This window comes from Mycoplana dimorpha (assembly GCF_003046475.1).
GTDB lineage: Bacteria > Pseudomonadota > Alphaproteobacteria > Rhizobiales > Rhizobiaceae > Mycoplana > Mycoplana dimorpha.
In genome coordinates, this window is record NZ_PZZZ01000005.1 from 178,031 (window position 1) to 197,634 (window position 19,604).

The 19,604-nt window shown below is 66.3% G+C and carries 23 protein-coding genes; 12 read left to right on the forward strand and 11 right to left on the reverse strand.

The features are described from left to right. Positions 1 to 83: 83 nt before the first annotated feature. From C7449_RS13730 to C7449_RS13745, 4 genes are all read right to left on the reverse strand, one after another. Complete coding sequence (locus C7449_RS13730) at positions 84 to 557, reverse strand: VOC family protein (protein ID WP_108003372.1); 474 nt, start codon at positions 555 to 557, stop codon at positions 84 to 86. Between the two features lie 239 nt (positions 558 to 796). Beyond that, on the reverse strand, positions 797 to 1,741 hold the full coding sequence (gene trhO, locus C7449_RS13735; RefSeq protein WP_108003373.1) for an oxygen-dependent tRNA uridine(34) hydroxylase TrhO: 945 nt from the start codon (positions 1,739 to 1,741) through the stop codon (positions 797 to 799). 62 nt (positions 1,742 to 1,803) lie between these two features. Continuing rightward, positions 1,804 to 2,703: a CHAD domain-containing protein gene (locus tag C7449_RS13740; protein ID WP_108003374.1), complete on the reverse strand. Its 900-nt coding sequence runs from the start codon at positions 2,701 to 2,703 to the stop codon at positions 1,804 to 1,806. Then, positions 2,678 to 3,175: a CYTH domain-containing protein gene (locus C7449_RS13745; protein WP_108003375.1), complete on the reverse strand. Its 498-nt coding sequence runs from the start codon at positions 3,173 to 3,175 to the stop codon at positions 2,678 to 2,680. The genes C7449_RS13740 and C7449_RS13745 overlap by 26 nt, the downstream gene beginning before the upstream one ends. A 187-nt stretch (positions 3,176 to 3,362) precedes the next feature. Between C7449_RS13745 and C7449_RS13750 the strand changes: the two genes are divergently transcribed. The 4 genes from C7449_RS13750 (at position 3,363) to C7449_RS13765 (ending at position 5,894) form a co-directional block, all read left to right on the forward strand. Then, the gene (locus C7449_RS13750; RefSeq protein ID WP_108003376.1) at positions 3,363 to 4,001 is read left to right on the forward strand and encodes a 2-dehydro-3-deoxy-phosphogluconate aldolase; all 639 of its coding nucleotides are present in this window, start codon (positions 3,363 to 3,365) and stop codon (positions 3,999 to 4,001) included. 136 nt (positions 4,002 to 4,137) lie between these two features. Then, a complete protein-coding gene (locus tag C7449_RS13755) occupies positions 4,138 to 4,872 on the forward strand; it encodes a tellurite resistance TerB family protein (RefSeq protein ID WP_108003377.1) in 735 nt (244 codons plus the stop codon). 117 nt (positions 4,873 to 4,989) lie between these two features. After that, positions 4,990 to 5,682, forward strand: a complete 693-nt coding sequence (locus C7449_RS13760; RefSeq protein WP_108003378.1) for a GNAT family N-acetyltransferase — start codon at positions 4,990 to 4,992, stop codon at positions 5,680 to 5,682. Further along, positions 5,679 to 5,894, forward strand: a complete 216-nt coding sequence (locus tag C7449_RS13765; protein ID WP_108003379.1) for a hypothetical protein — start codon at positions 5,679 to 5,681, stop codon at positions 5,892 to 5,894. The genes C7449_RS13760 and C7449_RS13765 overlap by 4 nt, the downstream gene beginning before the upstream one ends. Positions 5,895 to 5,909: 15 nt before the next feature. On the opposite strand, the gene C7449_RS13770 is transcribed toward C7449_RS13765, so the two are convergent. The 3 genes from C7449_RS13770 to C7449_RS13780 form a co-directional block, all read right to left on the reverse strand. Continuing rightward, positions 5,910 to 6,989: a nickel/cobalt transporter gene (locus C7449_RS13770; RefSeq protein ID WP_108003380.1), complete on the reverse strand. Its 1,080-nt coding sequence runs from the start codon at positions 6,987 to 6,989 to the stop codon at positions 5,910 to 5,912. After that, entirely contained in the window at positions 6,983 to 7,639 is a 657-nt protein-coding gene (locus C7449_RS13775; protein WP_108003381.1) for a DUF1007 family protein, read from the reverse strand. Before C7449_RS13775 ends, C7449_RS13770 begins: the two co-directional genes overlap by 7 nt. 126 nt (positions 7,640 to 7,765) lie before the next feature. Continuing rightward, a complete protein-coding gene (locus C7449_RS13780; RefSeq protein WP_108003382.1) occupies positions 7,766 to 8,680 on the reverse strand; it encodes a LysR family transcriptional regulator in 915 nt (304 codons plus the stop codon). 549 nt (positions 8,681 to 9,229) lie between these two features. Between C7449_RS13780 and odc2 the strand changes: the two genes are divergently transcribed. From odc2 to bla, 5 genes are all read left to right on the forward strand, one after another. Further along, the gene (gene odc2, locus C7449_RS13790; RefSeq protein WP_108003384.1) at positions 9,230 to 10,363 is read left to right on the forward strand and encodes an ornithine/lysine decarboxylase; all 1,134 of its coding nucleotides are present in this window, start codon (positions 9,230 to 9,232) and stop codon (positions 10,361 to 10,363) included. Positions 10,364 to 10,471: 108 nt separating this feature from the next. Then, the gene (locus C7449_RS13795; RefSeq protein ID WP_108003385.1) at positions 10,472 to 11,062 is read left to right on the forward strand and encodes a GNAT family N-acetyltransferase; all 591 of its coding nucleotides are present in this window, start codon (positions 10,472 to 10,474) and stop codon (positions 11,060 to 11,062) included. Positions 11,063 to 11,174: 112 nt separating this feature from the next. Then, positions 11,175 to 11,576, forward strand: a complete 402-nt coding sequence (locus C7449_RS13800; protein WP_108003386.1) for a hypothetical protein — start codon at positions 11,175 to 11,177, stop codon at positions 11,574 to 11,576. Between the two features lie 267 nt (positions 11,577 to 11,843). After that, a complete protein-coding gene (locus C7449_RS13805) occupies positions 11,844 to 12,287 on the forward strand; it encodes a glyoxalase superfamily protein (protein WP_108003387.1) in 444 nt (147 codons plus the stop codon). Positions 12,288 to 12,422: 135 nt separating this feature from the next. Beyond that, on the forward strand, positions 12,423 to 13,286 hold the full coding sequence (gene bla / locus C7449_RS13810; protein WP_108003388.1) for a class A beta-lactamase: 864 nt from the start codon (positions 12,423 to 12,425) through the stop codon (positions 13,284 to 13,286). 23 nt (positions 13,287 to 13,309) lie between these two features. Here the strand turns inward: bla and C7449_RS13815 are convergent, their stop codons facing one another. The 4 genes from C7449_RS13815 to C7449_RS13830 all read right to left on the reverse strand — a co-directional run bounded on the left by C7449_RS13815 (position 13,310) and on the right by C7449_RS13830 (position 16,813). Next, entirely contained in the window at positions 13,310 to 13,705 is a 396-nt protein-coding gene (locus tag C7449_RS13815) for a VOC family protein (protein WP_108003389.1), read from the reverse strand. Between the two features lie 85 nt (positions 13,706 to 13,790). Further along, positions 13,791 to 14,780, reverse strand: coding sequence for a WD40 repeat domain-containing protein (locus C7449_RS13820; protein ID WP_108003390.1), 990 nt, complete (start codon positions 14,778 to 14,780; stop codon positions 13,791 to 13,793). Continuing rightward, positions 14,780 to 15,883, reverse strand: coding sequence for a CobW family GTP-binding protein (locus tag C7449_RS13825; protein WP_108003391.1), 1,104 nt, complete (start codon positions 15,881 to 15,883; stop codon positions 14,780 to 14,782). The genes C7449_RS13820 and C7449_RS13825 overlap by 1 nt, the downstream gene beginning before the upstream one ends. 132 nt (positions 15,884 to 16,015) lie before the next feature. Beyond that, positions 16,016 to 16,813, reverse strand: a complete 798-nt coding sequence (locus tag C7449_RS13830) for a creatininase family protein (RefSeq protein WP_108003392.1) — start codon at positions 16,811 to 16,813, stop codon at positions 16,016 to 16,018. A gap of 95 nt (positions 16,814 to 16,908) precedes the next feature. Here C7449_RS13830 and C7449_RS13835 point away from each other — a divergent pair, with 95 nt between their 5' ends. Genes C7449_RS13835 through C7449_RS13845 form a run of 3 tightly spaced genes read left to right on the forward strand, consistent with a single transcriptional unit; the run spans position 16,909 to position 19,526 of the window. After that, on the forward strand, positions 16,909 to 17,430 hold the full coding sequence (locus C7449_RS13835; protein ID WP_108003393.1) for a MarR family winged helix-turn-helix transcriptional regulator: 522 nt from the start codon (positions 16,909 to 16,911) through the stop codon (positions 17,428 to 17,430). Positions 17,431 to 17,479: 49 nt separating this feature from the next. Continuing rightward, positions 17,480 to 18,529 carry a LacI family DNA-binding transcriptional regulator gene (locus C7449_RS13840; RefSeq protein ID WP_108003394.1) on the forward strand — a complete coding sequence of 350 codons (1,050 nt, stop codon included), beginning with the start codon at positions 17,480 to 17,482 and terminating at the stop codon, positions 18,527 to 18,529. A gap of 31 nt (positions 18,530 to 18,560) precedes the next feature. After that, positions 18,561 to 19,526, forward strand: a complete 966-nt coding sequence (locus C7449_RS13845) for a 2-hydroxyacid dehydrogenase (protein WP_108003395.1) — start codon at positions 18,561 to 18,563, stop codon at positions 19,524 to 19,526. The last annotated feature ends 78 nt before the right edge of the window (positions 19,527 to 19,604 follow it).

The window sequence follows — 19,604 nt, forward strand, 5'->3', positions numbered from 1 at the left end:
TGCCGCTTTCCAGGGAGACATCGGGCAGGCACGCCGGCCGACCTGCTTCCGGAGCGTTTTGGCCCGCGGCGCCGCTCTGAGCTTCACCCCCGCCGCGCCGCCTCGATGGCGTCGACGTCAATTTTTTTCATCGTCATCATCGCATCGAACGCGCGTTTTGCTTCTGCGCCGCCGGCTGCCAGCGCCTCCATCAGGACGCGCGGCGTGATCTGCCAGGAAATCCCCCACTTGTCCTTGCACCAGCCGCACTCGCTCTCCTGGCCGCCGTTGCCGACGATGGCGTTCCAGTAGCGGTCGGTTTCCGCCTGATCGTCGGTGGAGATCTGGAACGAGAAGGCTTCGCTATGCGTAAAGGCGGGGCCGCCGTTCAGGCCAAGGCAGGGAATGCCGGCAACGGTGAATTCGACCGTCAGCACGTCGCCAGCCTTGCCAGAGGGGTAGTCGCTCGGCGCACGGTGTACGGCACTTACCTTGCTGTTCGGAAAAGTCTCGCAGTAGAAGCGGGCCGCAGCCTCGGCATCCTTGTCGAACCAGAGGCAGATCGTGTTCTTCGCCATCGCGTGTCCCTTTCGTTTCGAAGCCGGTCGGCCCTGTCCACAGCCGCTTTCCTTCGAAATAGGAAGCCGATCGCATTTCTCCACCCCTGATGTGTCCGTCTTGCCGGGGCGATCGAACGAGGCGTTGACGCCGCGGTCCCGGCAGCCACGCCTCCACACCGGCAGCGCGCGGCCGCGCCGCCTCGGCATGCAGTCGTCGTCGACAAGACGTGATTACAATTGCCGGCCCGGTAACCCGGCTACTTGCCGAGGTGCCGCTCGCCGCGCCGGCGGGCCAGGTCCATCTGCTTCTGCCTTTCGCGGAAGCGAATCCGGTCTTGCTCGGTGCGGCTGTCGTGGCAGTGCGGGCAGGAGACGCCGGCCTCGTAAGTCGGCGCGGCGACTTCCTCGGCGGTCAGGGGATGGCGGCAGGCGCGGCAGAGGGTGTGCTCGCCCTCCTCGAGGCCGTGGGTGACGGAGACACGCTCGTCGAAGACGAAGCAGGCGCCCTCCCACAGGCTTTCTTCCGGCGGCACCTCCTCCAGATATTTCAGGATGCCGCCCTTCAGGTGATAGACCTCGTCGAAGCCTTGCTCCTTCATGAAGGCCGTCGCCTTCTCGCAGCGGATGCCGCCGGTGCAGTACATGGCGATCTTCGGCTTGTTGTGCAGCCCGGTGTGGTTGCGCACCCATTCGGGGAATTCCCGGAACGTCTTGGTCTGCGGATCGACGGCGCCCTTGAAGATGCCGATCGCCGTCTCGTAGTCGTTGCGCGTGTCGATGACGATCGTGTCCGGATCGGAGATCAGCGCATTCCAGTCCTTCGGCGCGACATAGGTGCCCACCACCCGGTTGGGGTCGATGTCCTCCACCCCCATGGTGACGATTTCCTTCTTGAGCCGCACCTTCATGCGCAGGAACGGCATTTCAGCGGCGCCGCTTTCCTTGTGCTCGAGGCTTGCGAACTCCGGTTGCGCGCGCAGGAAGGACAGCACGGCCCGCACCCCGGCCTCCGGGCCGGCGATCGTCCCGTTGATGCCTTCATGGGCGAGCAGCAGCGTGCCGCGCACGCCGTTTTCCTCGCACAACGCCTGCAGCGGTGCCCGCAGGTCGGCAAAGCGGGGCACGGAGACGAAGTGGTAGAGGGCGGCGACGAGGTACGCTGCCTCGTTCGGGCTCGGATCGGCGGTCGGGATCTTGATCATGGCGGCTGGAATACAGCTTTGCGAACGCAGGCGCAATCGGCCGGTTCGCGGCAGGCCGAGGCTCAGCCGGCGTGCCGCCACAGCAGCGCGATCCGTTCGGCATCCTGCCTGGCGTCGTCCGGAAAGAGCGTGGCGGCAAGGGGCAGGGCTTCCTCGCGCAGCCGGGTCTGTTCGGTGCTCATGACGGCGACCAGGTGCGCCAGGTCCTTCGGGCCGATTCCGTCGGGGTCGGTAGCCGTGAAATTGCTCAACAGGGCGATGTCCTGGTTCTCGCCGAGAAGCTTGACCAGTCGGCCGGCCTGGGTGCGTGTGCCCAGCAGTGCCACCGGCCAGGCCTCGGCCAGGAAACGGCAATGCACCCAGCGATCCTGCGTCCGCTTGCGCAGATCGTGAAAACGCTGCGCCGCACCGGATTCACGCGCAAGCCTGAGGGCGAGCGCGGCCCGCTTTCCCGTCTTGTACCAGCCCCGGCCGAGGATCTCGGCGGCGCGCTTGTGGCCGTCGCCGAACCGGAAACGATCCAGCGCCTGTTCGGCTTCGTCGCAGGTGGTGATCGCCTGGCGGATGAGATCGTCGATCGCGGCGGTGGCCGCAAGGGCGTCACGCCGCTCGACCAGCCGCTGGTGGACGCGTTCGAGCGCCATGTGCTGTTGCGCCGTCGCGGCAGCCCCGGCCAGGCGGCGCGCCGTCTCGACGAGCGAGGTCGCGTCGCGGCTGGCGGAAAGGCTGCGCCCCATCGCGCCGATGCGCTCGTTCTCGGCTTTCTGAAAGGCCTTGTCGGCCGCCGCCACCAGACGGTAGAGGCTTCGGATGCGCTTGAACTGCTTGCGGGCGGTGTGGATCGCCTCGTGCGGCCCCTCCGGTTGGTCCTCGAGCTGGGATCTCGCCCGGCCGAGGTAGTGCGAGGCAATGCGCCGGACCTCGCTGTCGAGCGGTTCATCCGGTTTGATCGTGCGGCTCATCGGCGAATTGGCATGCTCCTTCGGACAGGGCCAGGGCCTGGTTGGAATAGCGTTCGTCACCTGTCACCTCGCGCCCGATCCATGCGGGGATGGCCGGGAGATCCGCTTCGCTCTCGAGTTCCACCTCCGCGACGACGAGACCGCTGTGGCGCCCTCCGTAGACGTCGATTTCCCAGGTGAATTCCTGCTGAACGACCTCGTAGCGAACCTTCGTGATCACTGTGCCGATCGACTGGCTCAGCATTTCCTCGGCGATCGCCGGATCGATGTCGAATTCGTATTCATCGCGGGCCATGGCCGTATGCCCGATCTTCAGCGTCAGGCAGGCGCGCCCGTCGCCATAGGCGCGAACCCGCAGCGACCGCTCGTCCGAGGCGATCAGATAGCCCTGCCGGATCGAAACGCCGGCGTTGGCAAGCCGCCGCCACGAGGTTCCCAATACCAGAAACTTTCTCTCGATTTCCTTGGCCATGCCCACTCGCTTTCGCATGGTGGAGGGTAGGCAATAAAATTCTACACGATGAGGCGGCCGTGACAAGGTGAGCGGAGGCGCAGCAGTCCCGATATTCATTAGCCGGATAAGGAGGTTTTCGCTCGACATGGCCGCGGGGAGGGAGTATTGCACCCGCACCATTTCAATCGTTTTAAGAGGTGCCGCGATGAACAGCAAAACCGAAAAGCTCTTGTCCGTGCTGAAGTTGCAGCCGGTGGTTCCGGTGCTCGTGGTCGACGACGCCGCAAGTGCGGTCCCGCTGGCACGCGCGCTCGTGGCGGGTGGGCTGAAGGCGATCGAGATCACCTTGCGCACGCCGGCGGCGCTGGAGGCGGTGCGGCGGGTGGCGAACGAGGTCGAGGGCGCCGTCGCGGGCGCCGGCACGATCCTGAATGCCGCGCAGTTCGACCAGGCTGTCGCGGCCGGAGCGCAGTTCATCGTCAGCCCCGGCAGCACGCCGGACTTGCTGGATGCCGCAGCCCTGTCGGCGGTGCCGCTGCTGCCGGGGGCGGCAACGGCCAGCGAGGCGATGGTGCTGCGCGAGCATGGCTACGAGGTTCTGAAGTTCTTTCCCGCCGAGCAGGCCGGCGGTGCTGCCTACCTCAAGGCGCTGTCCTCGCCGCTCGCCGGAACGCTGTTCTGCCCGACCGGCGGCATCTCGCTTGCCAACGCCAGGGACTATCTGACGCTGCCGAACGTCGTCTGCGTCGGCGGCTCGTGGGTCGCGCCAAAGGAACTCGTCGCCCGCGAGGACTGGGCCGGCATCACCCGGCTCGCCGCCGAGGCCGCCGCCCTGAAGGGCTGACGCGTCAGGCCGGCCGATGATCGCCGCCCCACCGGTGACAGGTGACAGGCGACCGCAATTCGGGCGGCGCGTTTGTATTCGGTTCGTCGCGTTCCTATGTCTCTTTCCGTTTCAACACACGGCTAGGAGAGATGCGATGTTTGATGCGAAGAAGTTGCTGGACCAGTTTCTCGGCTCGCAGATCCCCGGCGCCGGGGGCACGGTGCGCGATCGCGCCGGCCAGGTGGGGCAGATGGCCAAGGACAATCCGCTGGCCGCCAGTGCGATCGTGGGGGTCCTGCTCGGCACCAAGGGCGGCCGCGAGGTCGCGGGCTCCGCACTGAAGCTCGGCGGCCTGGCGGCGATCGCCGGCCTCGGCTACCAGGCCTACCAGAACTACAAGGCCGGACAGGCGCCGGCGGCCGAGCCCGCTGCCGCCGGGAAGCAGCCGGAGCTGCTGCCGCCGCCGGCAAATTCCGGCTTCGAAACCGAAGCCGTCAGCCACGACTTCGCGCTCGTGCTGGTGCGGGCGATGATCGCCGCCTCGCGCGCCGACGGCCACATCGACGACGCCGAGCGGGCGCACATCATGGACAAGCTGAAGGTGTCGGGCATCGGCGGCGATGCGGCCGCCTTCCTCGAACAGGAACTGGCCGCCCCGATCGATCTCGACAGCATCGTCGCGGCCGCCACCACGGAGGAGCAGCGCGTCGAGCTCTACACCGCCTCGCGGCTGACGATCGAGCCCGACAGCCGGGCCGAGCGCGGCTACCTCGACCTGCTTGCCGGCCGCCTCGGCTTGCCGGACGCGCTGGTCGAACACATCGAGGCTACGGTGGCGACGGCCAAGGCGCCGGCCAGTCCGCCAGCGCCTTCAGGCCCGTGGGCTTGATCGGTCCCATCACCACTTTGCATTTGTGTCGCTGCCGGCTCTGGCCTATGGCTGGGCCGGCGCCTTCCCGGACTTGACGGGGCGGGCGTCTTGCTTGCATGTTTGGGAGGAGGCACGATGCGCGACCTGAGCAACTGGAAACCCTGCCCGGCGCCGGCGCCGGTGAAGCTCGAGGGGCGCTTCGTCCGCATCGAACCCTACGAACGGGACAAGCACCTCGCAGCGCTCTGGAACGCCTTCGGCGGAATGGGCATCAACCCGCTTCTGAAATATTTCACGCAGGACGACTTTTCCGGCATCGAGGATTTCGATGCCTGGTCCGAGGCGGTGATCCGCTCCGGCTGGGTGCGTGAGGTGATCGTCGACAAGTCAAGCGGGGAGGTCGTCGGCATGGCGCACTACATGCGCCCGGACCCGGCCAACGGTGTCGTCGAGATCGGCGGCATCGCGCATGGGCCGGCCATGTCGGCAACGCCGCTGTCGACCGAAGCGCAATACCTGCTGGCACGGCACGTCTTCGAGGATCTCGGCTACCGCCGCTACGAATGGAAGTGCCACAACGACAACGAGGCCAGCAAGCGCACGGCGCGGCGCCTCGGCTTCACCTTCGAGGGCGTGTTCCGCCAGCACATGCTTTCCAAGCGCGCCAACCGCGATACCGCCTGGTTTTCGATGATCGACGGGGAATGGCCGTTGCTTGCCAAGGCGTTCGAGGCCTGGCTGGCGCACGACAATTTCGATGCGCAGGGACGGCAGAGGCGCCGATTGGAAGACATCCGCGCCGAACTCAAGGAGACGAGCGGGCAATGAGCGACCATGACCAGAAGGGCAGCCGGTCCGCCGCGATCGCCGCCGCCGTCATCCTGCTCGTCACCGGGCTCGCCTTCTTCGTTCTGCCTGATGTGATGATCGCGCTCGGCAACATCTCGCCGTGGCTCGCAGCCGCCGTGGGCGCGGCTCTGGTACTGGCTTTCTTCCTGCTGTTCTGGCTCAGGGCGCGCTACCAGCGCGGGCGCGAATAACGCGCCCGCGGGCCCTCAGGCCTGCAGCGAGGCGCCCAGCAGCACCAGTCCCAAGACTAGAACCAGCAGTGCGCCGAGGATCTCGATGGCATTGCCGACGCGAAGGGCGGCGCTGCCGCCGCCGGCAAAGCGCATGGCCGCTCCCTTGGCGGTCACGGCGAGCGTGGCGAGGATCGAGACGGTGATCGCGGTGCCGATCGACATGGCCAGCACCGACAGGATGCCGCCGAGATAGAGCCCGTTCAGGAGCGCGAAGGACAGCACGATCAGCGCGCCCGAGCAGGGCCGCAGGCCCACCGCGATAATGGCCGACCAGGCCTCGCGCAGGGCGAAGCGCTCGCCCTTCAAAAGCGCCGGATCCGGGGCGTGGGAATGGCCGCAGGTCGAGCATACCTCCCCGATCGCATGGGCGTGGCCATGATGGTGATCATGGTGATGGTCATGGTGGTGATGGTCGTGATCATGGCCGGCCTGGGCGTGGCGGCGGTCATGCCCCGCAGCTTCGCCGTGCCGGGCCATGGCATAGACCTCCACGGGCGCAAGGCGCCGGTTCCGGCTCCAGAGCTTGCAATAGAGCAGCCAGGCGCCGAAGGCGGCGATCAGCGCGTAACTGGCGGTCTCAAGCGCCCGGGTAGCCTCCGACATCGAGATGGCGGTACCGCGCAGCACCAGATAGGCTGCGCCGACGAGCAGGATTGCGACGACGCCCTGTAGCAGCGAGGAGAGGAAGGACAGCAGCACGCCGCGCTTCAGCTCGATCTCGTTCGCCAGCATGTAGGAGGAAATCACCGCCTTGCCATGGCCGGGACCGGCGGCATGGAAGACGCCATAGGCAAACGACAGTCCGACCAGCGTCGAGGCGGCCCAGGGATTGTCGCGCATGTTCTTCAGCGCGCCCGTCAGCATGCGGTAGAAGGCCTGCTGCTCGCTGTTGATCCAGGCAAAGAGGCCGCCGAGCATACCGCCGGTCGGCGCCAGGCCGGGCTCGGCGCTGCCGATGCCGAGCGGCGATTGGGCGTGCGCGATGCCGTATCCGGCAAGCGTCAGCAGCGCGGCCACCGCCGCAATGCGCCGTGCAGTCTGCCAGCTCAGCATGTCACCTCCAGCCGCGTCGCGAAGAGCTTGCTCATGTCGTTGCCCGTCGGGTCGTTCCAGAAATCCGCCGTGAGCGTCCCGCCGTTCTGCGAAAGGACCTCGTCCGGATCGGGGCGCACCACCTGGCGCTTGCAGGCGGCGAACTTCTCGCCGATGACGACGAGGTCGTCGTCGGTGGGGAAATCCATCGCGGCATACATGGTCGGGTCATAGACCCCGAACGTCAGCTTGCCCTTCAGCGGCATCGCCTGGCCGGGCTTGAGGGTGAAGAACATCAGCAGCTGGCCGTCCTGGTAGTCGACGTTGATCGCCTCCGGCTTGCCGACCTTAACGCTCTTTCCGTCTTCGGTGATGGAGGTGTAGTAGCTGAACTCCTCCAGCGACTCGAGCACGACCTGGCCGACCTCTGCCAGTTCGTCGGGATCGAGCTTGAGGTTGGAGTTGTTGTCGAAATCAAGGACGACGCTCGACGAGAACATCTCGTCGAAACGCCAGACGTTGCGCAGCTCGGTGATGGTGCCGTCGTCGCCGGCGACCACCTCGAGGCGCGCCTCGGCGAATATGTGCGGATGGGAGAGGGCGACACCCGGTGCAAGCCAGACGGTGCCTGCGAACAGGGGGCCTGCTAGCCGAAGGAGGGCGGGCTTCATGCGCGGGGGCTTCCTCTCGTGTCAGGCTGGCGGGATTCGCCAGGGAGCAGATTCGCCACCGAATGTATCGCAATTGGGCCGGATTTGGGATTTCGGCCGAGCGCGAATTGTCGCGCCCGGCGACGGTCAGTGCCGCGCCTCGGCGTCGTTGGCGTTCTTCTTGAACCAGGCATGCAGGAAATCGACGAAGGTGCGCACCTTGGCGGGCAGATAGCGGCGGTGCGGGTAGATGGCGTAGATGCCGCGATCCGAGGGCAGGTAGTCGTCGAGAATCGAGACGATCTTGCCGTTCTCGAGACCAGAGCGGGCGATGAACTCCGGCACCTGGGCGATGCCGAGGCCGCTGGCGGCGGCGCGCACGGCCGATGAGGGGCTGTTGACCTCGATCTGACCGGTCACCGGCACGCTGAAGCCCGTGCCCTTGGCGTCGACGAAGCGCCAGTTGCTGTGCGACTTGCCGTTGGTGTCGATGACGCAGGGCAGCCGCGACAGCTCCGAGGGGTGGGCGATCGGCCCGGTGCGCTCCAGAAAATCGGGCGAAACGCAGATCTTCAGGTGGAAATCGCCGAGCTTGCGGGCGATCAGCATGGAATCCTCCAGCCGCGTGATGCGGATGGCGACGTCGAAACCCTCCTCGACGAGGTCGACGAAACGGTCGTCGGAGACGATCTCCAGCAACAACTCCGGGTGCTCGCGACCGAAATCGATGAGCGACTGGCCGATTTCGGCGTCGACGAAGGTGCGCGGCGCCGAGATCTTCAGCCGGCCCTTCAGGTCGGTGTTGTTCTCGCGCACGAGGTCGGCGAGGTTGTCGATCTCCTTGAGGATTTCCGAGGCGGTCCGGTAGTAGGTGTGGCCGGCTTCCGTCATCGAGAACTGGCGCGTCGTGCGGTTGAGCAGCAGGGCGCCGAGTTCGTCCTCGAGCTCGCGCACGTACTTGGACAGGAGCGCCTTGGACTTGCCGACCTTGCGCGAGGCGGCTGAAAAACCTTCCGCATCCACGACGTCGATATAGGCGCGAATGCGGGTCAGCGTATCCATGTAAGTCCTGGTCCTTCCTTGCGGGCGCCCGGTCACGGCGGGGCGTGGGCCGAGGCAGCTGGAATGTCGTAGGCTGGCGAAAAAAATTCAATAGCGACAGCGAAAAACTCTTGATTGCGACGGGGAATCTCCCTATTTCCGCGCTTGCCCAAAGTCGCACGTGCCTGTGGGTGTCCGCCGACCCTCGATTTGGTGAGGATCATCGGTAAGGTACCTGGATCTAACCGCTCCAGTCGCTATTCCGGCCAACCGGGAAATGCGAGGACATCTTGAAGCAACGACGGTGCGGGCCTTTCTGGTGTCTGCCGGCTCTCCATCAGCCGGGGTTACTGAAGAGGCACACCTTCATTGCCGGAAGTGCGGTTGGGTCATCCCCTCCAATCCATGGCAGACAAAGCCGAATCCGAGCCTCGGCGGGCTCGGGTTCATCGTCTGGCGCATCGTGCGCATGCCTGGTTCCGGGGTCTCCACCGGCTGGATCCATAGCATGTTCGCGTCGCCCTTTGTCCTCCGGTTTTGCCGGAGCATCTGTTCACGGGGAACGGCAAGATGACCACTGCACGCATTATCGACTTCCTGAACACGCGACGACCGGACGGCCCCTGCCTCGTGGTCGACCTCGACGTGGTGCGCAACAATTTCACCGCCTTCCGTCATGCCCTGCCGGACAGCGCGATCTACTATGCCGTGAAGGCCAATCCGGCGCCGGAGATCCTGCGGCTTCTCGCAAACATGGGCTCCGCCTTCGATTGCGCCTCGGTCGCCGAGATCGAAATGGCGCTCGATGCCGGTGCGACGGCGGATCGCATCTCCTTTGGCAACACGATCAAGAAGGAGCGCGACATCGCCCGTGCCCACGCGCTCGGCGTCAAGCTCTTTGCCGTCGACAGCCATGAGGAAGTCGAGAAGATCTCCCGTGCCGCCCCCGGCGCGCGCGTCTTCTGCCGCGTCCTGACCGATGGCGAGGGGGCCGAGTGGCCGCTGTCGCGCAAGTTCGGCTGCGTGCCGCAGATGGCCGTCGACGTGCTCGTCTATGCCCACCAGCTCGGCCTCGTCTCCTATGGCGTCTCGTTCCATGTCGGTTCGCAGATGACCAAGGTCGACGCCTGGGATTCGGCGCTGGCCGATGCCAAGCGCGTCTTCGTGCAGCTTGCCAAGCAGGGCATCCAGCTGAAGATGGTCAACATGGGCGGTGGTTTCCCGGCGAAGTACCTGAAGGACGTGCCGACCGCCGAGGCCTACGGCCAGGCGATCTTCGGGGCGCTGAAGAAGCACTTCGGCAACCACATCCCCGAGACCATCATCGAGCCGGGCCGCGGCATGGTCGGCAATGCCGGGGTGATCAAGGCGGAGGTCGTGCTGGTGTCGAAGAAGTCCGACAACGACGCGCACCGCTGGGTGTTCCTCGACATCGGCAAGTTCGGCGGCCTCGCCGAGACGATGGACGAGGCGATCCGCTATCCGATCCGCACGGCGCGCGACCAGGACACGATGGAGCCCTGCGTGCTCGCCGGCCCCACCTGCGACTCGGCCGACGTGCTCTATGAGAAGAACATGTACCCGCTGCCGATCACCCTTTCGATCGGCGACGAGGTGCTGATCGAGGGCACCGGCGCCTACACGACGACCTACTCGGCCGTTGCCTTCAACGGCTTCGAGCCGCTGAAGGCCTTCGTGATCTGAACCGGTTGATCTGAACCGATCCAGGTAGCTCCCGCGACAGGCGGGAGCGCCAATCACAGCCAGTTTCGATGACCGCTTGTGGCGGCAATTGACGTTCGGGAGGCCGCAATGGCCACTGTTCTTGGCTCTGTTCGCGCCTTTTTCACAGAGACCGCCTTCACCATCGAGCCGGAAAATGCCGGCGACGTGGTCGCGCGCGAGCGCCTGCTCGACCGCGCCATGGGCGAGGGGCGGTTTCGCAAGTCCTCCGAGAAGCTCCGCTGCGGCCGGGTGCCGGCTGAGGGGCTGGCGCTCGTCGCCCGCGATCCGGACGGCCATGTCATCGGCACCGTCCGGCTGTGGAACGTCGAGGCGGGCGTCGACGCCTCGGGCAATTCGGTGCCGGCCCTGCTGCTCGGACCGCTTGCGGTCGACCCGGAGCACGAGGGCAAGGGCATCGGCTCGGCGCTGATGCGCGCCGCCGTCACCGAGGCTGCCGGCCGCGGCCATGGCGCCGTGCTTCTCGTCGGCGACGCTCCCTACTACGAGCGCTTCGGCTTCTTCGCGCAGAAGGCGTGCCACCTTGTCATGCCCGGCCCCTTCGAGCGCCATCGCTTCCTGGCACTTGAGCTGAAGGAGGGCTGGCTGAACGGGGCGGTCGGCATTGTCGTCGCCTCGGGTCGGCGGCTCGGGCGCGGCAAAGAGCGCCACGCGGCTTGACGTTCTGCAATTTTTTCGACGGTAACCAGCAGTTGCCGCGATGCATTTTTCCCCCGGCCTGTGATAACGTCGCCGGGCGGTGCGAGGGGCACCGTCGAAAAGGGGAAACGACATGATACGCAAACTTGACGACGCCTATATCGGCTGCGGGCTTCTGTGGCTCGTGTTCGGGATGGGTTATGGAATCTGGATGGGCGTGGCGATGCAGCTGAACTTTGCCAACTCGCATGCGCACGCCAACCTGGTCGGCTTTGTCGCCTCGGTGCTCTTCGGCTTGCTGCTGCGGGCCTATCCGTCCATGCGCGAAGCGCGGTTGGCCTTGCCGCAATTCGTCGTCTACCAGGCGGGCGCCGTGCTGCTGGTGCTTGGCAAGATGAGGGTGGATGCCGGCGGCGATCCAGGCCTCGCAAAGATCGGTGCGCTGGTGATCCTCATTGGCGCTCTCGGTATGGTCTGTCTCTTCGCCATGCGCCGCAATGCGCCGGCGCTGCTCGGGGCACAGTCCGCCAGCTGACGGTCGCGCGCCGGCTGAAGTTGCCTGCCGCCGGCGCAGTACCGGCGGCAGGCATGCGGGGATTGGCGGCGGTGTGCAGATGCGGGATTTGACAGCGGTGCCGCAATTTCATATCTGGTGGCCACGGGTGAGAGCCCCGGCCGTCCGCAAGCGCAAGCTTTGGTGAAGCTCTCGTATCTCGACACGGTTTTTCCAGCTTCGAAGCATGCGAACCGGTGGCAATGCGGACCCCTCCGAAAAAGGCGCATGCAGAGACCGGAGAAAACCATGCGTCCGTCGACGCCGCTTCCCTCCCTTGACGGCCTTAAGGATCAGGCCAGGCGCCTGCGGGCACGCCTTGCCGCCGAGGACCAGCCGATCAGTCACTCCCGCGCGCTCGAACTCGTCGCCGCGCAATACGGTTATCGCGACTGGAACACGCTGCATGCCGCTGTCGGCAATCGGCCGCCATTCGACCCCTGGCAACTCGGCTCGCGCGTGCACGGGCATTATCTCGGCCAGCCTTTCGACGCAAAGGTGCTGGGCGTGCAGGCTCTTACGACGGAGCCGGGACGCTATCGGCTGGTGCTGCATTTCGACGAGCCCGTCGACGTCGTCGCCTTCGAGAGTTTCTCCGCCTTCCGCCAGCGCGTGTCCTGCACGGTGGACGAGACGGGGCGCACGGCCGCCAAGACCTCGGACGGCAGGCCGCACCTGGAGCTGGAATGGTAGCAAGGCTCCACGTCCCAGGGTAGCGCCTTTGGCTCGGAGACAGTTTTGCCCCCGATCGCCGCCATCTGCGTTTGATCAACCGTGCGTCGCCCGGCGGGGTTTCGCCGGGCCAACGGGTTTTCGGGAGAGAGAGAGATGAGAAGATCCGTCCTTGGGATGGCCATGGGTGCCTTGGCGCTTTGCGCGCTCGTGGGTTTTCCGGCCCTTGCGGCCGAAAGTCCCATCCTGAGCGCCGCCAGGAAGGCCGAAACGGGCCTCCGCGCAAGGGTGGGCCTGGCCGTCGTCGACACGGCGAGCGGCAAAACCTGGCTGCACAATGCGGATCAGCGCTTTCCGTTGGCCAGCACGTTCAAGGCCCTGGCCTGCGCCGCGCTGCTCGACGCGGGGGCCGACACGCTGAACAAAATGGCGGCTATCGGCCAGGGTGAGCTCGTATCCCATTCACCCGTGACCAAGGCCATGACGGGCCGTGAGGTCCCCGCCGCAGGTCTCTGTGCAATCACCCTTCGCACCAGCGACAACACCGCGGCCAACAAGGTGCTGGAGGTGCTGGGAGGTCCTGCGGCAGTCACCGCCTTTCTCCGGTCCGTCGGGGATGACACGACGCGGCTCGACCGGATGGAACCGGAGTTGAATGAAGGCAGGCCGGGCGATCCGCGCGACACGACGACGCCCGCGGCGATGGCCGCCACCCTCCGCAAGCTTGTGCTGGGAGATGCTTTGGGCGAACCGGAGCGCCGGCAACTGACGGACTGGCTGGTTGCCAACGAGGTCTCAGGCTCTCTGCTGCGGTCCGGCATACCCAAAGACTGGCGCATTGCCGACCGGAGCGGGGCGGGCGGATTCGGGACGCGGGGGATCGTTGCGGTGATGTGGCCCCCGCATCGAAAGCCGATCGTTGCGGCAATCTACCTGACGGAAACCGGTGTATCGATGGAGGCGCGCAATGCCGCCATTGCCGAGATCGGCAGGGCAATCGCCGCCGAGTTCCCGGATTGAACCCTGGCGTGCGCGGCCTTCGGTCATCTCAGGTTCAGCTGCCAGGAGACGCCGAACCGGTCGTTGATCCAGGCAAACTCGCGGCTGAAGCCGTAGTTGCCGAGCGGCATCAACTCCTCACCGCGCTCGGACAAGGCGGCGTAGAGCGTGCGGATCTGCGCCTCGGACTGGCACTCGACGAAAAGCGAGAAGGCGGGCGTGAAGGAGAACGGGTGCTCGACCGGGCTGTCGATGCACAGGATCGATTGGTCGCCGATGTGAAAGCGCGCGGTGGCGATGCTGCCTTCGGCGCCCGGCTCGCCCGGGCCGTAGCGGGTGATCTCGTCGATCGCGCAGTCGGGGAAAAGCGAGGCGTAGAGGTTCATTGCCTCCTCCGCCTTTCCCTGGAACATCAGGGAGGGCTTGACCGACAGGTTCATGACGGCTGTTCCGCGCGTGATTGTCCTCACAATAGCAGATCAACCGTCCGGCCGCCGTCAATTTCGGCGGCGCGCGCCTGACGGGTCAGGCGCTGATGTCGACCACGCCGCAGTCGCCGGCGTCGGAAGCGAAGGCGAGCTGCCGACCGTTCCTGTTCCAGGCCATCGACGAGATCGCGCCCTTGCCCGGCCGACGCAACAGCACCTCGCGGCTGTCGGCGAAGCGGGCGGCGAGCACCATGCCGTCGGAGTAACCGATCGCCACCACGTCTTCGGCCGGATGGCAGGCGACGGACGTCACCATCACGTCGCCCCGCGTGCCGAGTTCCAGCGGCGCCTTGCCCATCGGCCCGTCCTTCGAGGCGAAGGGCCAAACGATCGCCGCCGGCGCGCCGGAGGAGGCGAGCCACTTGCCCTTGGCCGACCAGGAGAGCGACTTCACCTTGGCGGGGTAGCCGGTCATGCGCATGTGGCGGGCGTCGGCGCCGGGCTTGCTGTCGAGCTTCCAGCCGTGCAGGGCGTTCTCCTGCATGCTGGTGACGACGAAGCGCCCGTCCGGCGAGAAAGTGACGGCGGTGTGCGCCCCCTTCCATTCGAGATCGACCGGCTGACCGGCCGTCGCCACCCAGTGCATCGAGACGCCGTTGTAGCGGGCGACGGCAATGCGCAGGCCCTTCGGCGCAAACGCGATCCCCTCCACGGTGCGCTGCTCGGGAAATTCCTTCAGCGTCCCGTCGGCGAGACGCACCCGCGTCGTCCGGCCTTCGGCGAAGGCGACCGCCCCTTGCGGCCCGGCGGCCACGACGGAGATCCACTTGCGCGGCACTTCCGAAAGCAGCGTGGCCGTTCCATCCGCAGCCACACGGAAGACCTTGCCGTCCTCGCCGCCGGTGACGAGCGTGTCGCTCGTCTCGTCGTAGACGCAGGCGAGCAACCCGTCATTGGCCTCGGTCACCTTGTGGCCGTGGTCGAGCCGGTGGATCGCACCGATCGCGGTTGCGAAGAACGGCACGTCGCCCAGAAAGGCGGCCGCGACGACATGGCCGTCGAGGTCGAGGGGAGCAACTGTCGGCATCAGTTCGCCTTTGCTTCGCAGGCCTTGAAGGTGCGCTCGATCTTCTCGCGGTCGAGGTCGCGGCCGATGAACACCAGCCGGCTCTCGCGCTTCTCGCCGTCCTTCCAGGCACGCTGGTGGTCGCCTTCGACAATCATGTGCACGCCCTGCACGACATAGCGCTCCTCATCGCCGGCAAAGGCGATGATGCCCTTCAGGCGCAGAATGTTCGGCCCGTCCGTCTGGGTGATCTTCTGGATCCACGGGAAGAAGCGGTCCGGATTCATCTCGCCGCCGCGCAGCGAGATCGATTGTACCGTCACGTCGTGGATCGGCGAGGGGCCATGGTCGTGGTGATGATGGTCGTGATCATGGTCATGATGGTGGTGGTCATGATCGTGGTGGTGGTGATCGTGCCCGTGGTCATGGTCGCAATCGGGGCCGCAGACATGGTCCTCGTGGTCGTGGTCGAGGAAATGCGGATCGTTCTCCAGCGCGCGCTCCAGGTTGAAGGCGCCCTGGTCGAGCACCTTGGTCAGGTCGATGTCGGAACGGGTGGTGCGATAGATGCGGGCGCCCGGATTGATGGCGCGCACGGTCGCCTCGACCCGCTCCAGTTCCTCCGGGGTGACGAGGTCGGTCTTGTTGAGGAGCACGACGTCGGCAAAGGCGATCTGGTCCTCGGCCTCGCGCGAATCCTTCAGCCGCAGCGGCAGGTGCTTGGCGTCGACGAGGGCCACGACGGCGTCGAGCTCGGTCTTGGAGCGCACGTCATCGTCCATGAAGAAGGTCTGGGCAACCGGCACCGGGTCGGCAAGGCCGGTGGTCTCGACGATGATGGCGTCGAAGCGGCCGGGACGGCGCATCAGGCCCTCGACCACACGGATCAGGTCGCCGCGCACCGTGCAGCAGATGCAGCCGTTGTTCATCTCGTAGATCTCTTCATCGGACTCGACGATGAGGTCGTTGTCGATGCCGATCTCGCCGAATTCGTTGACGATGACGGCGTACTTCCGGCCGTGGTTCTCGGTGAGAATCCGGTTCAGGAGCGTGGTCTTTCCGGCGCCCAGATAGCCGGTGAGAACGGTGACGGGAACGGGCTTGTGCGCAGCGGTTTCGGTCATGGGAACCTCGAGGTCGGTCGGGGATGCCCGAGGGCATCGGATTGGGGTCTGATATAGGAGATCGAGGCCGGCAGCGCAAATGGCGTTGCCGTGCCGACGTGCACAATCTCGGCCCCGGAAAGGGCGGCGGTGCTAACGCAGCGTCGCCGCGTCGAAGGCATCGACGTCCTGCAGCAATTCGACGAGACCGGCCGTCGCATGGGCCAGCAATTGTTCGCCGCGTTCCGCTGTCGCGGCGGCGGCGTTGCCAGCGGCGCCCTGCGGGTTGAGGTCCGCCATCTTCCAGCCGAAGGCATGTGGGCCGTAGGCGCGCAGATGCTTGAAACGCCGGGCGAACTCGGCCTGCTGCGATGGAAAGCGGGCCGCCTTCTCCATATCGACGCGCTCGGGATGAACGGCCAGCACCACCGAGGTCTCGATGTCGCCGCCGTGGATGTCGACCGCCTTGTCCTCCGGCGCGATCCAGCCCTCCGGCTGGCCGAAGCGGGTCCAGCTGGTCGCGACCGCCAGCATGCCGAGGCGTACCCGCGCCTCGGTAGCGACGATCGTCATCAGCGGCGCGTTTCCGCCGTGGGCATTGAGCATGACGAACTTGCCGATGCCCTGCCGGGACAGGTCGGTTGCGATGCCGAGCCAGCGCTCGATCGCCTCGGCGTAGCCAAGCGATTTCGTGCCGGGCACGTCGAGATGCTCCGGCGAATAGCCGACCCGCTCGGTCGGCAGGAAGGTGACGGGAAGGTCTGCGGGCAGCGCCGCGATCAGACGCTCGACGATGGCGTCGCCGATCAGCCAGTCGGTCTCGAAGGGCAGGTGCGGGCCGTGGTATTCGTGGGCGCCGAGCGGCAGCACGGCGATCCAGCCGGCCCGCGCCGCCGGATCGAGCGCCGGATCGTTGTCCTGCCAGCGTCGTGCCGGTCTGGCGCTCGTCATTGCCTCATCCTCGCCTCAGCCTCACCTGGTCTTGTCGTCCACCGGTCGCCTCTGTCATACAGGGCGAGTGCGGCGAAACAAGATGGCGAGGACGCATGGGCAAGAAAAAGAAGGACGAGAAGAAGGACAAGGCGAGGAAGAAGGCCCATGGTCAGGTGGGGCCGGCCGACGTGTCCGCTGCGATCGTCCAGGCGGCCCGGTCGATCCGCACGGTGCTGTCGCGTAACCTTCTTTCCAGCGGGCTCTATGCCGGGCAGGACGGCGTGATGCTGGCGCTCGCCGCAAACGGCGGGCTGACGCCCGGCGCGCTGGCCGCCCGGCTCGGTGTGAAGGCGCCGACCATGACCCGAACGATCGGTCGGCTGGAGGCGCAGGGGTTCGTCGAGCGCAAGCCGGACGATATCGACGGGCGTCTGACGGTCGTGCAGTTGACGCAGGCGGGTCGCGACACCCTCGGGCTGATCACCGAAGCCTGCAGTGTCAGCGAGCAACAGGCGCTCGACGGACTGACCGACAAGGAGGTCCGGACCCTGCTGAAGCTGCTGCGCACCGTCGACGGCAACCTGCGCGGCACAGCGGCGCCGGCGGGCGAGAAGGCTGTTGCGGAGGAGATTTAAAGAGTTTAAATAAACGGTTTAAACGCAGCGTCCGGCGACGGGGAGGGGCATGGCGCAGAAGGTTAAACTGTCCACAATTGCAGAAACGCTCGGCGTTTCCACGGCAACCGTTTCACTGGCTTTACGGGACAGCCCGCTCGTCGCCGCGGTGACGCGCGACCGCATCAAGGAGCAGGCACGGGCGCTCGGCTATATCTACAATCGCCGCGCCGCCAGCCTGCGCACGTCGCGCTCCGGCATCATCGGGGTCGTCGTGCACGACATCATGAACCCGTTCTACGGCGAAATCCTCAAGGCGATCGAAAGCGAGCTCGACCGCGACCGGCAGACCTTCATCCTGTCCAACCACTACGACTCGGTCGAAAAGCAGCGCAACTTCATCGAGACGCTGCTGCAGCTCGGCGGCGACGGCGTGATCATGTCGCCGGCAATCGGCACGCCGCCCGAGGATATCCTGCTCGCCGAGGACAACGGCATGCCGGCGATCCTGATCGCGCGCTCGATCGAGGGGCTGGACGTGCCGATCTTCCGCGGCGACGACGCCTACGGCATTTCGCTGGCCACCAACCATCTGATCGGCCTCGGCCACCGGGTCATCGCCATGGTCGGCGGCACCGACCAGACCTCGACCGGGCGCGACCGCTACCAGGGTTACGTCAACGCGCTGCGCAAGGCCAACATCGAGGTCGATCCGGGCTTGCGCATTCCCGGGCCGCGCTCCAAGCAAGGCGGCTTCGAGGCGGCGGTGCACTTCCTGTCGCTGCCACAGAAGCCGACCGCCGCCGTCTGCTGGAACGATCTCGTCGCCATCGGCCTGATGAACGGCATCGCGCGTGCCGGCCTGGTGCCGGGCCGCGACGTTTCGGTGACCGGATATGACGATCTCGAGGAAGCCTCGATCGCCACGCCCTCGTTGACGACCGTGTGGAACGGCCAGTCCGAAGTCGGCCGCAGCGCCGCCCGCGCCCTGCTCGACAAGCTCGCGGGCAGCCACAAGCCGGACGGCATCCACCTGATCAAGCCCGAGATGCGCATCCGCCAGTCGACCGGTCCCCTCAAGATTAACGGTATCAACGGGCATAGCGGGCACGACGCCTGATCCGACGCACACACCACAGGAGGGAGCTGCCATGCAGGAAAAACCGAAGGTCCTCCTGGTCGGGAAGGTGCGCGAACGGATTGCCGAGCGATTGGAGGACGAGGCAGAGGTGGTGCGCTGCGTCGCGCCGCTCGTTCCGGGCGCGCTCGGCCCGGTGCTGGCTGCAGGCATCCGCGGCGTCGCGGTCTCCAACAATTTCGGCGCCCCGGCGATCGGTTGCCTGCCGAACCTGGAGATCATCGCCAATTTCGGGGTCGGCTACGACGGCATCGCGGTCGAAGCGGCGGCGGCAAGGGGCATCGTCGTGACCAACACGCCGGACGTTCTCAACGACGAGGTGGCCGATTCTGCGATCGGGCTGCTGCTGAACACCCTGCGCCGCTTTCCGGAAGCCGAAGCCTGGCTGCGCGACGGGCGCTGGGAACGGACCGGCGCATTTCCACTGTCGCCGCTGACCCTGCGCGGCCGTTCGATCGGCATCTACGGCCTCGGGCGCATCGGGCTTGCCATCGCCAGGCGGCTGGAGGGCTTCGGGGTGTCGATCAGCTATCATACGCGAACCGGCAAGCCCGACGCGCCCTATGTCTACCATCCGACGCTGCTCGGCATGGCCGAGGCGGTGGACACGCTGATCGCGATCGTGCCGAAGACGCCCGACACCTACAAGACGATCGACGCCACCGTGCTTTCGGCGCTGGGGCCGAACGGCGTGCTGATCAATGTCGGCCGGGGCTGGACCGTCGACGAGGACGCGCTGGCGAGGGCACTTGCGACCGGCACGATCGCGGCGGCCGGGCTCGACGTGTTCCAGGACGAGCCCCACGTGCCTGAAGCCTTGCTTGCCGCCCCCAACACCTGCCTGCTGCCGCACGTCGCTTCCGCATCGGTCGCGACCCGGGATGCGATGGCCGATCTCGTCGCCGACAACCTGCTCGCCTGGTTCCGCACCGGCAGTCCGTTGACGCCCGTACCCGAGACCCCGGTCATGCGGTCCTGAGCTGCCCGGTGCGCAGCCTCATTTGCCGGCTTCGTTAAGATCGTGGAAAGCATGCGGGCGCATGCTTGTTACGGATCG

Coding starts and splice junctions, on each gene's coding strand:
- C7449_RS13805 (WP_108003387.1), top strand. CDS start 11,844: ATGCGTCCGTCGACGCCGCTTCCCTCCCTTGACGGCCTTAAGGATCAG.
- trhO (WP_108003373.1), bottom strand. CDS start 1,741: ATGATCAAGATCCCGACCGCCGATCCGAGCCCGAACGAGGCAGCGTAC.
- C7449_RS13760 (WP_108003378.1), top strand. CDS start 4,990: ATGCGCGACCTGAGCAACTGGAAACCCTGCCCGGCGCCGGCGCCGGTG.
- C7449_RS13845 (WP_108003395.1), top strand. CDS start 18,561: ATGCAGGAAAAACCGAAGGTCCTCCTGGTCGGGAAGGTGCGCGAACGG.
- odc2 (WP_108003384.1), top strand. CDS start 9,230: ATGACCACTGCACGCATTATCGACTTCCTGAACACGCGACGACCGGAC.
- C7449_RS13825 (WP_108003391.1), bottom strand. CDS start 15,883: ATGACCGAAACCGCTGCGCACAAGCCCGTTCCCGTCACCGTTCTCACC.
- C7449_RS13745 (WP_108003375.1), bottom strand. CDS start 3,175: ATGGCCAAGGAAATCGAGAGAAAGTTTCTGGTATTGGGAACCTCGTGG.
- C7449_RS13795 (WP_108003385.1), top strand. CDS start 10,472: ATGGCCACTGTTCTTGGCTCTGTTCGCGCCTTTTTCACAGAGACCGCC.
- C7449_RS13730 (WP_108003372.1), bottom strand. CDS start 557: ATGGCGAAGAACACGATCTGCCTCTGGTTCGACAAGGATGCCGAGGCT.
- C7449_RS13780 (WP_108003382.1), bottom strand. CDS start 8,680: ATGGATACGCTGACCCGCATTCGCGCCTATATCGACGTCGTGGATGCG.
- bla (WP_108003388.1), top strand. CDS start 12,423: ATGAGAAGATCCGTCCTTGGGATGGCCATGGGTGCCTTGGCGCTTTGC.
- C7449_RS13815 (WP_108003389.1), bottom strand. CDS start 13,705: ATGAACCTGTCGGTCAAGCCCTCCCTGATGTTCCAGGGAAAGGCGGAG.
- C7449_RS13770 (WP_108003380.1), bottom strand. CDS start 6,989: ATGCTGAGCTGGCAGACTGCACGGCGCATTGCGGCGGTGGCCGCGCTG.
- C7449_RS13750 (WP_108003376.1), top strand. CDS start 3,363: ATGAACAGCAAAACCGAAAAGCTCTTGTCCGTGCTGAAGTTGCAGCCG.
- C7449_RS13830 (WP_108003392.1), bottom strand. CDS start 16,813: ATGACGAGCGCCAGACCGGCACGACGCTGGCAGGACAACGATCCGGCG.
- C7449_RS13820 (WP_108003390.1), bottom strand. CDS start 14,780: ATGCCGACAGTTGCTCCCCTCGACCTCGACGGCCATGTCGTCGCGGCC.
- C7449_RS13765 (WP_108003379.1), top strand. CDS start 5,679: ATGAGCGACCATGACCAGAAGGGCAGCCGGTCCGCCGCGATCGCCGCC.
- C7449_RS13755 (WP_108003377.1), top strand. CDS start 4,138: ATGTTTGATGCGAAGAAGTTGCTGGACCAGTTTCTCGGCTCGCAGATC.
- C7449_RS13835 (WP_108003393.1), top strand. CDS start 16,909: ATGGGCAAGAAAAAGAAGGACGAGAAGAAGGACAAGGCGAGGAAGAAG.
- C7449_RS13800 (WP_108003386.1), top strand. CDS start 11,175: ATGATACGCAAACTTGACGACGCCTATATCGGCTGCGGGCTTCTGTGG.
- C7449_RS13840 (WP_108003394.1), top strand. CDS start 17,480: ATGGCGCAGAAGGTTAAACTGTCCACAATTGCAGAAACGCTCGGCGTT.
- C7449_RS13775 (WP_108003381.1), bottom strand. CDS start 7,639: ATGAAGCCCGCCCTCCTTCGGCTAGCAGGCCCCCTGTTCGCAGGCACC.
- C7449_RS13740 (WP_108003374.1), bottom strand. CDS start 2,703: ATGAGCCGCACGATCAAACCGGATGAACCGCTCGACAGCGAGGTCCGG.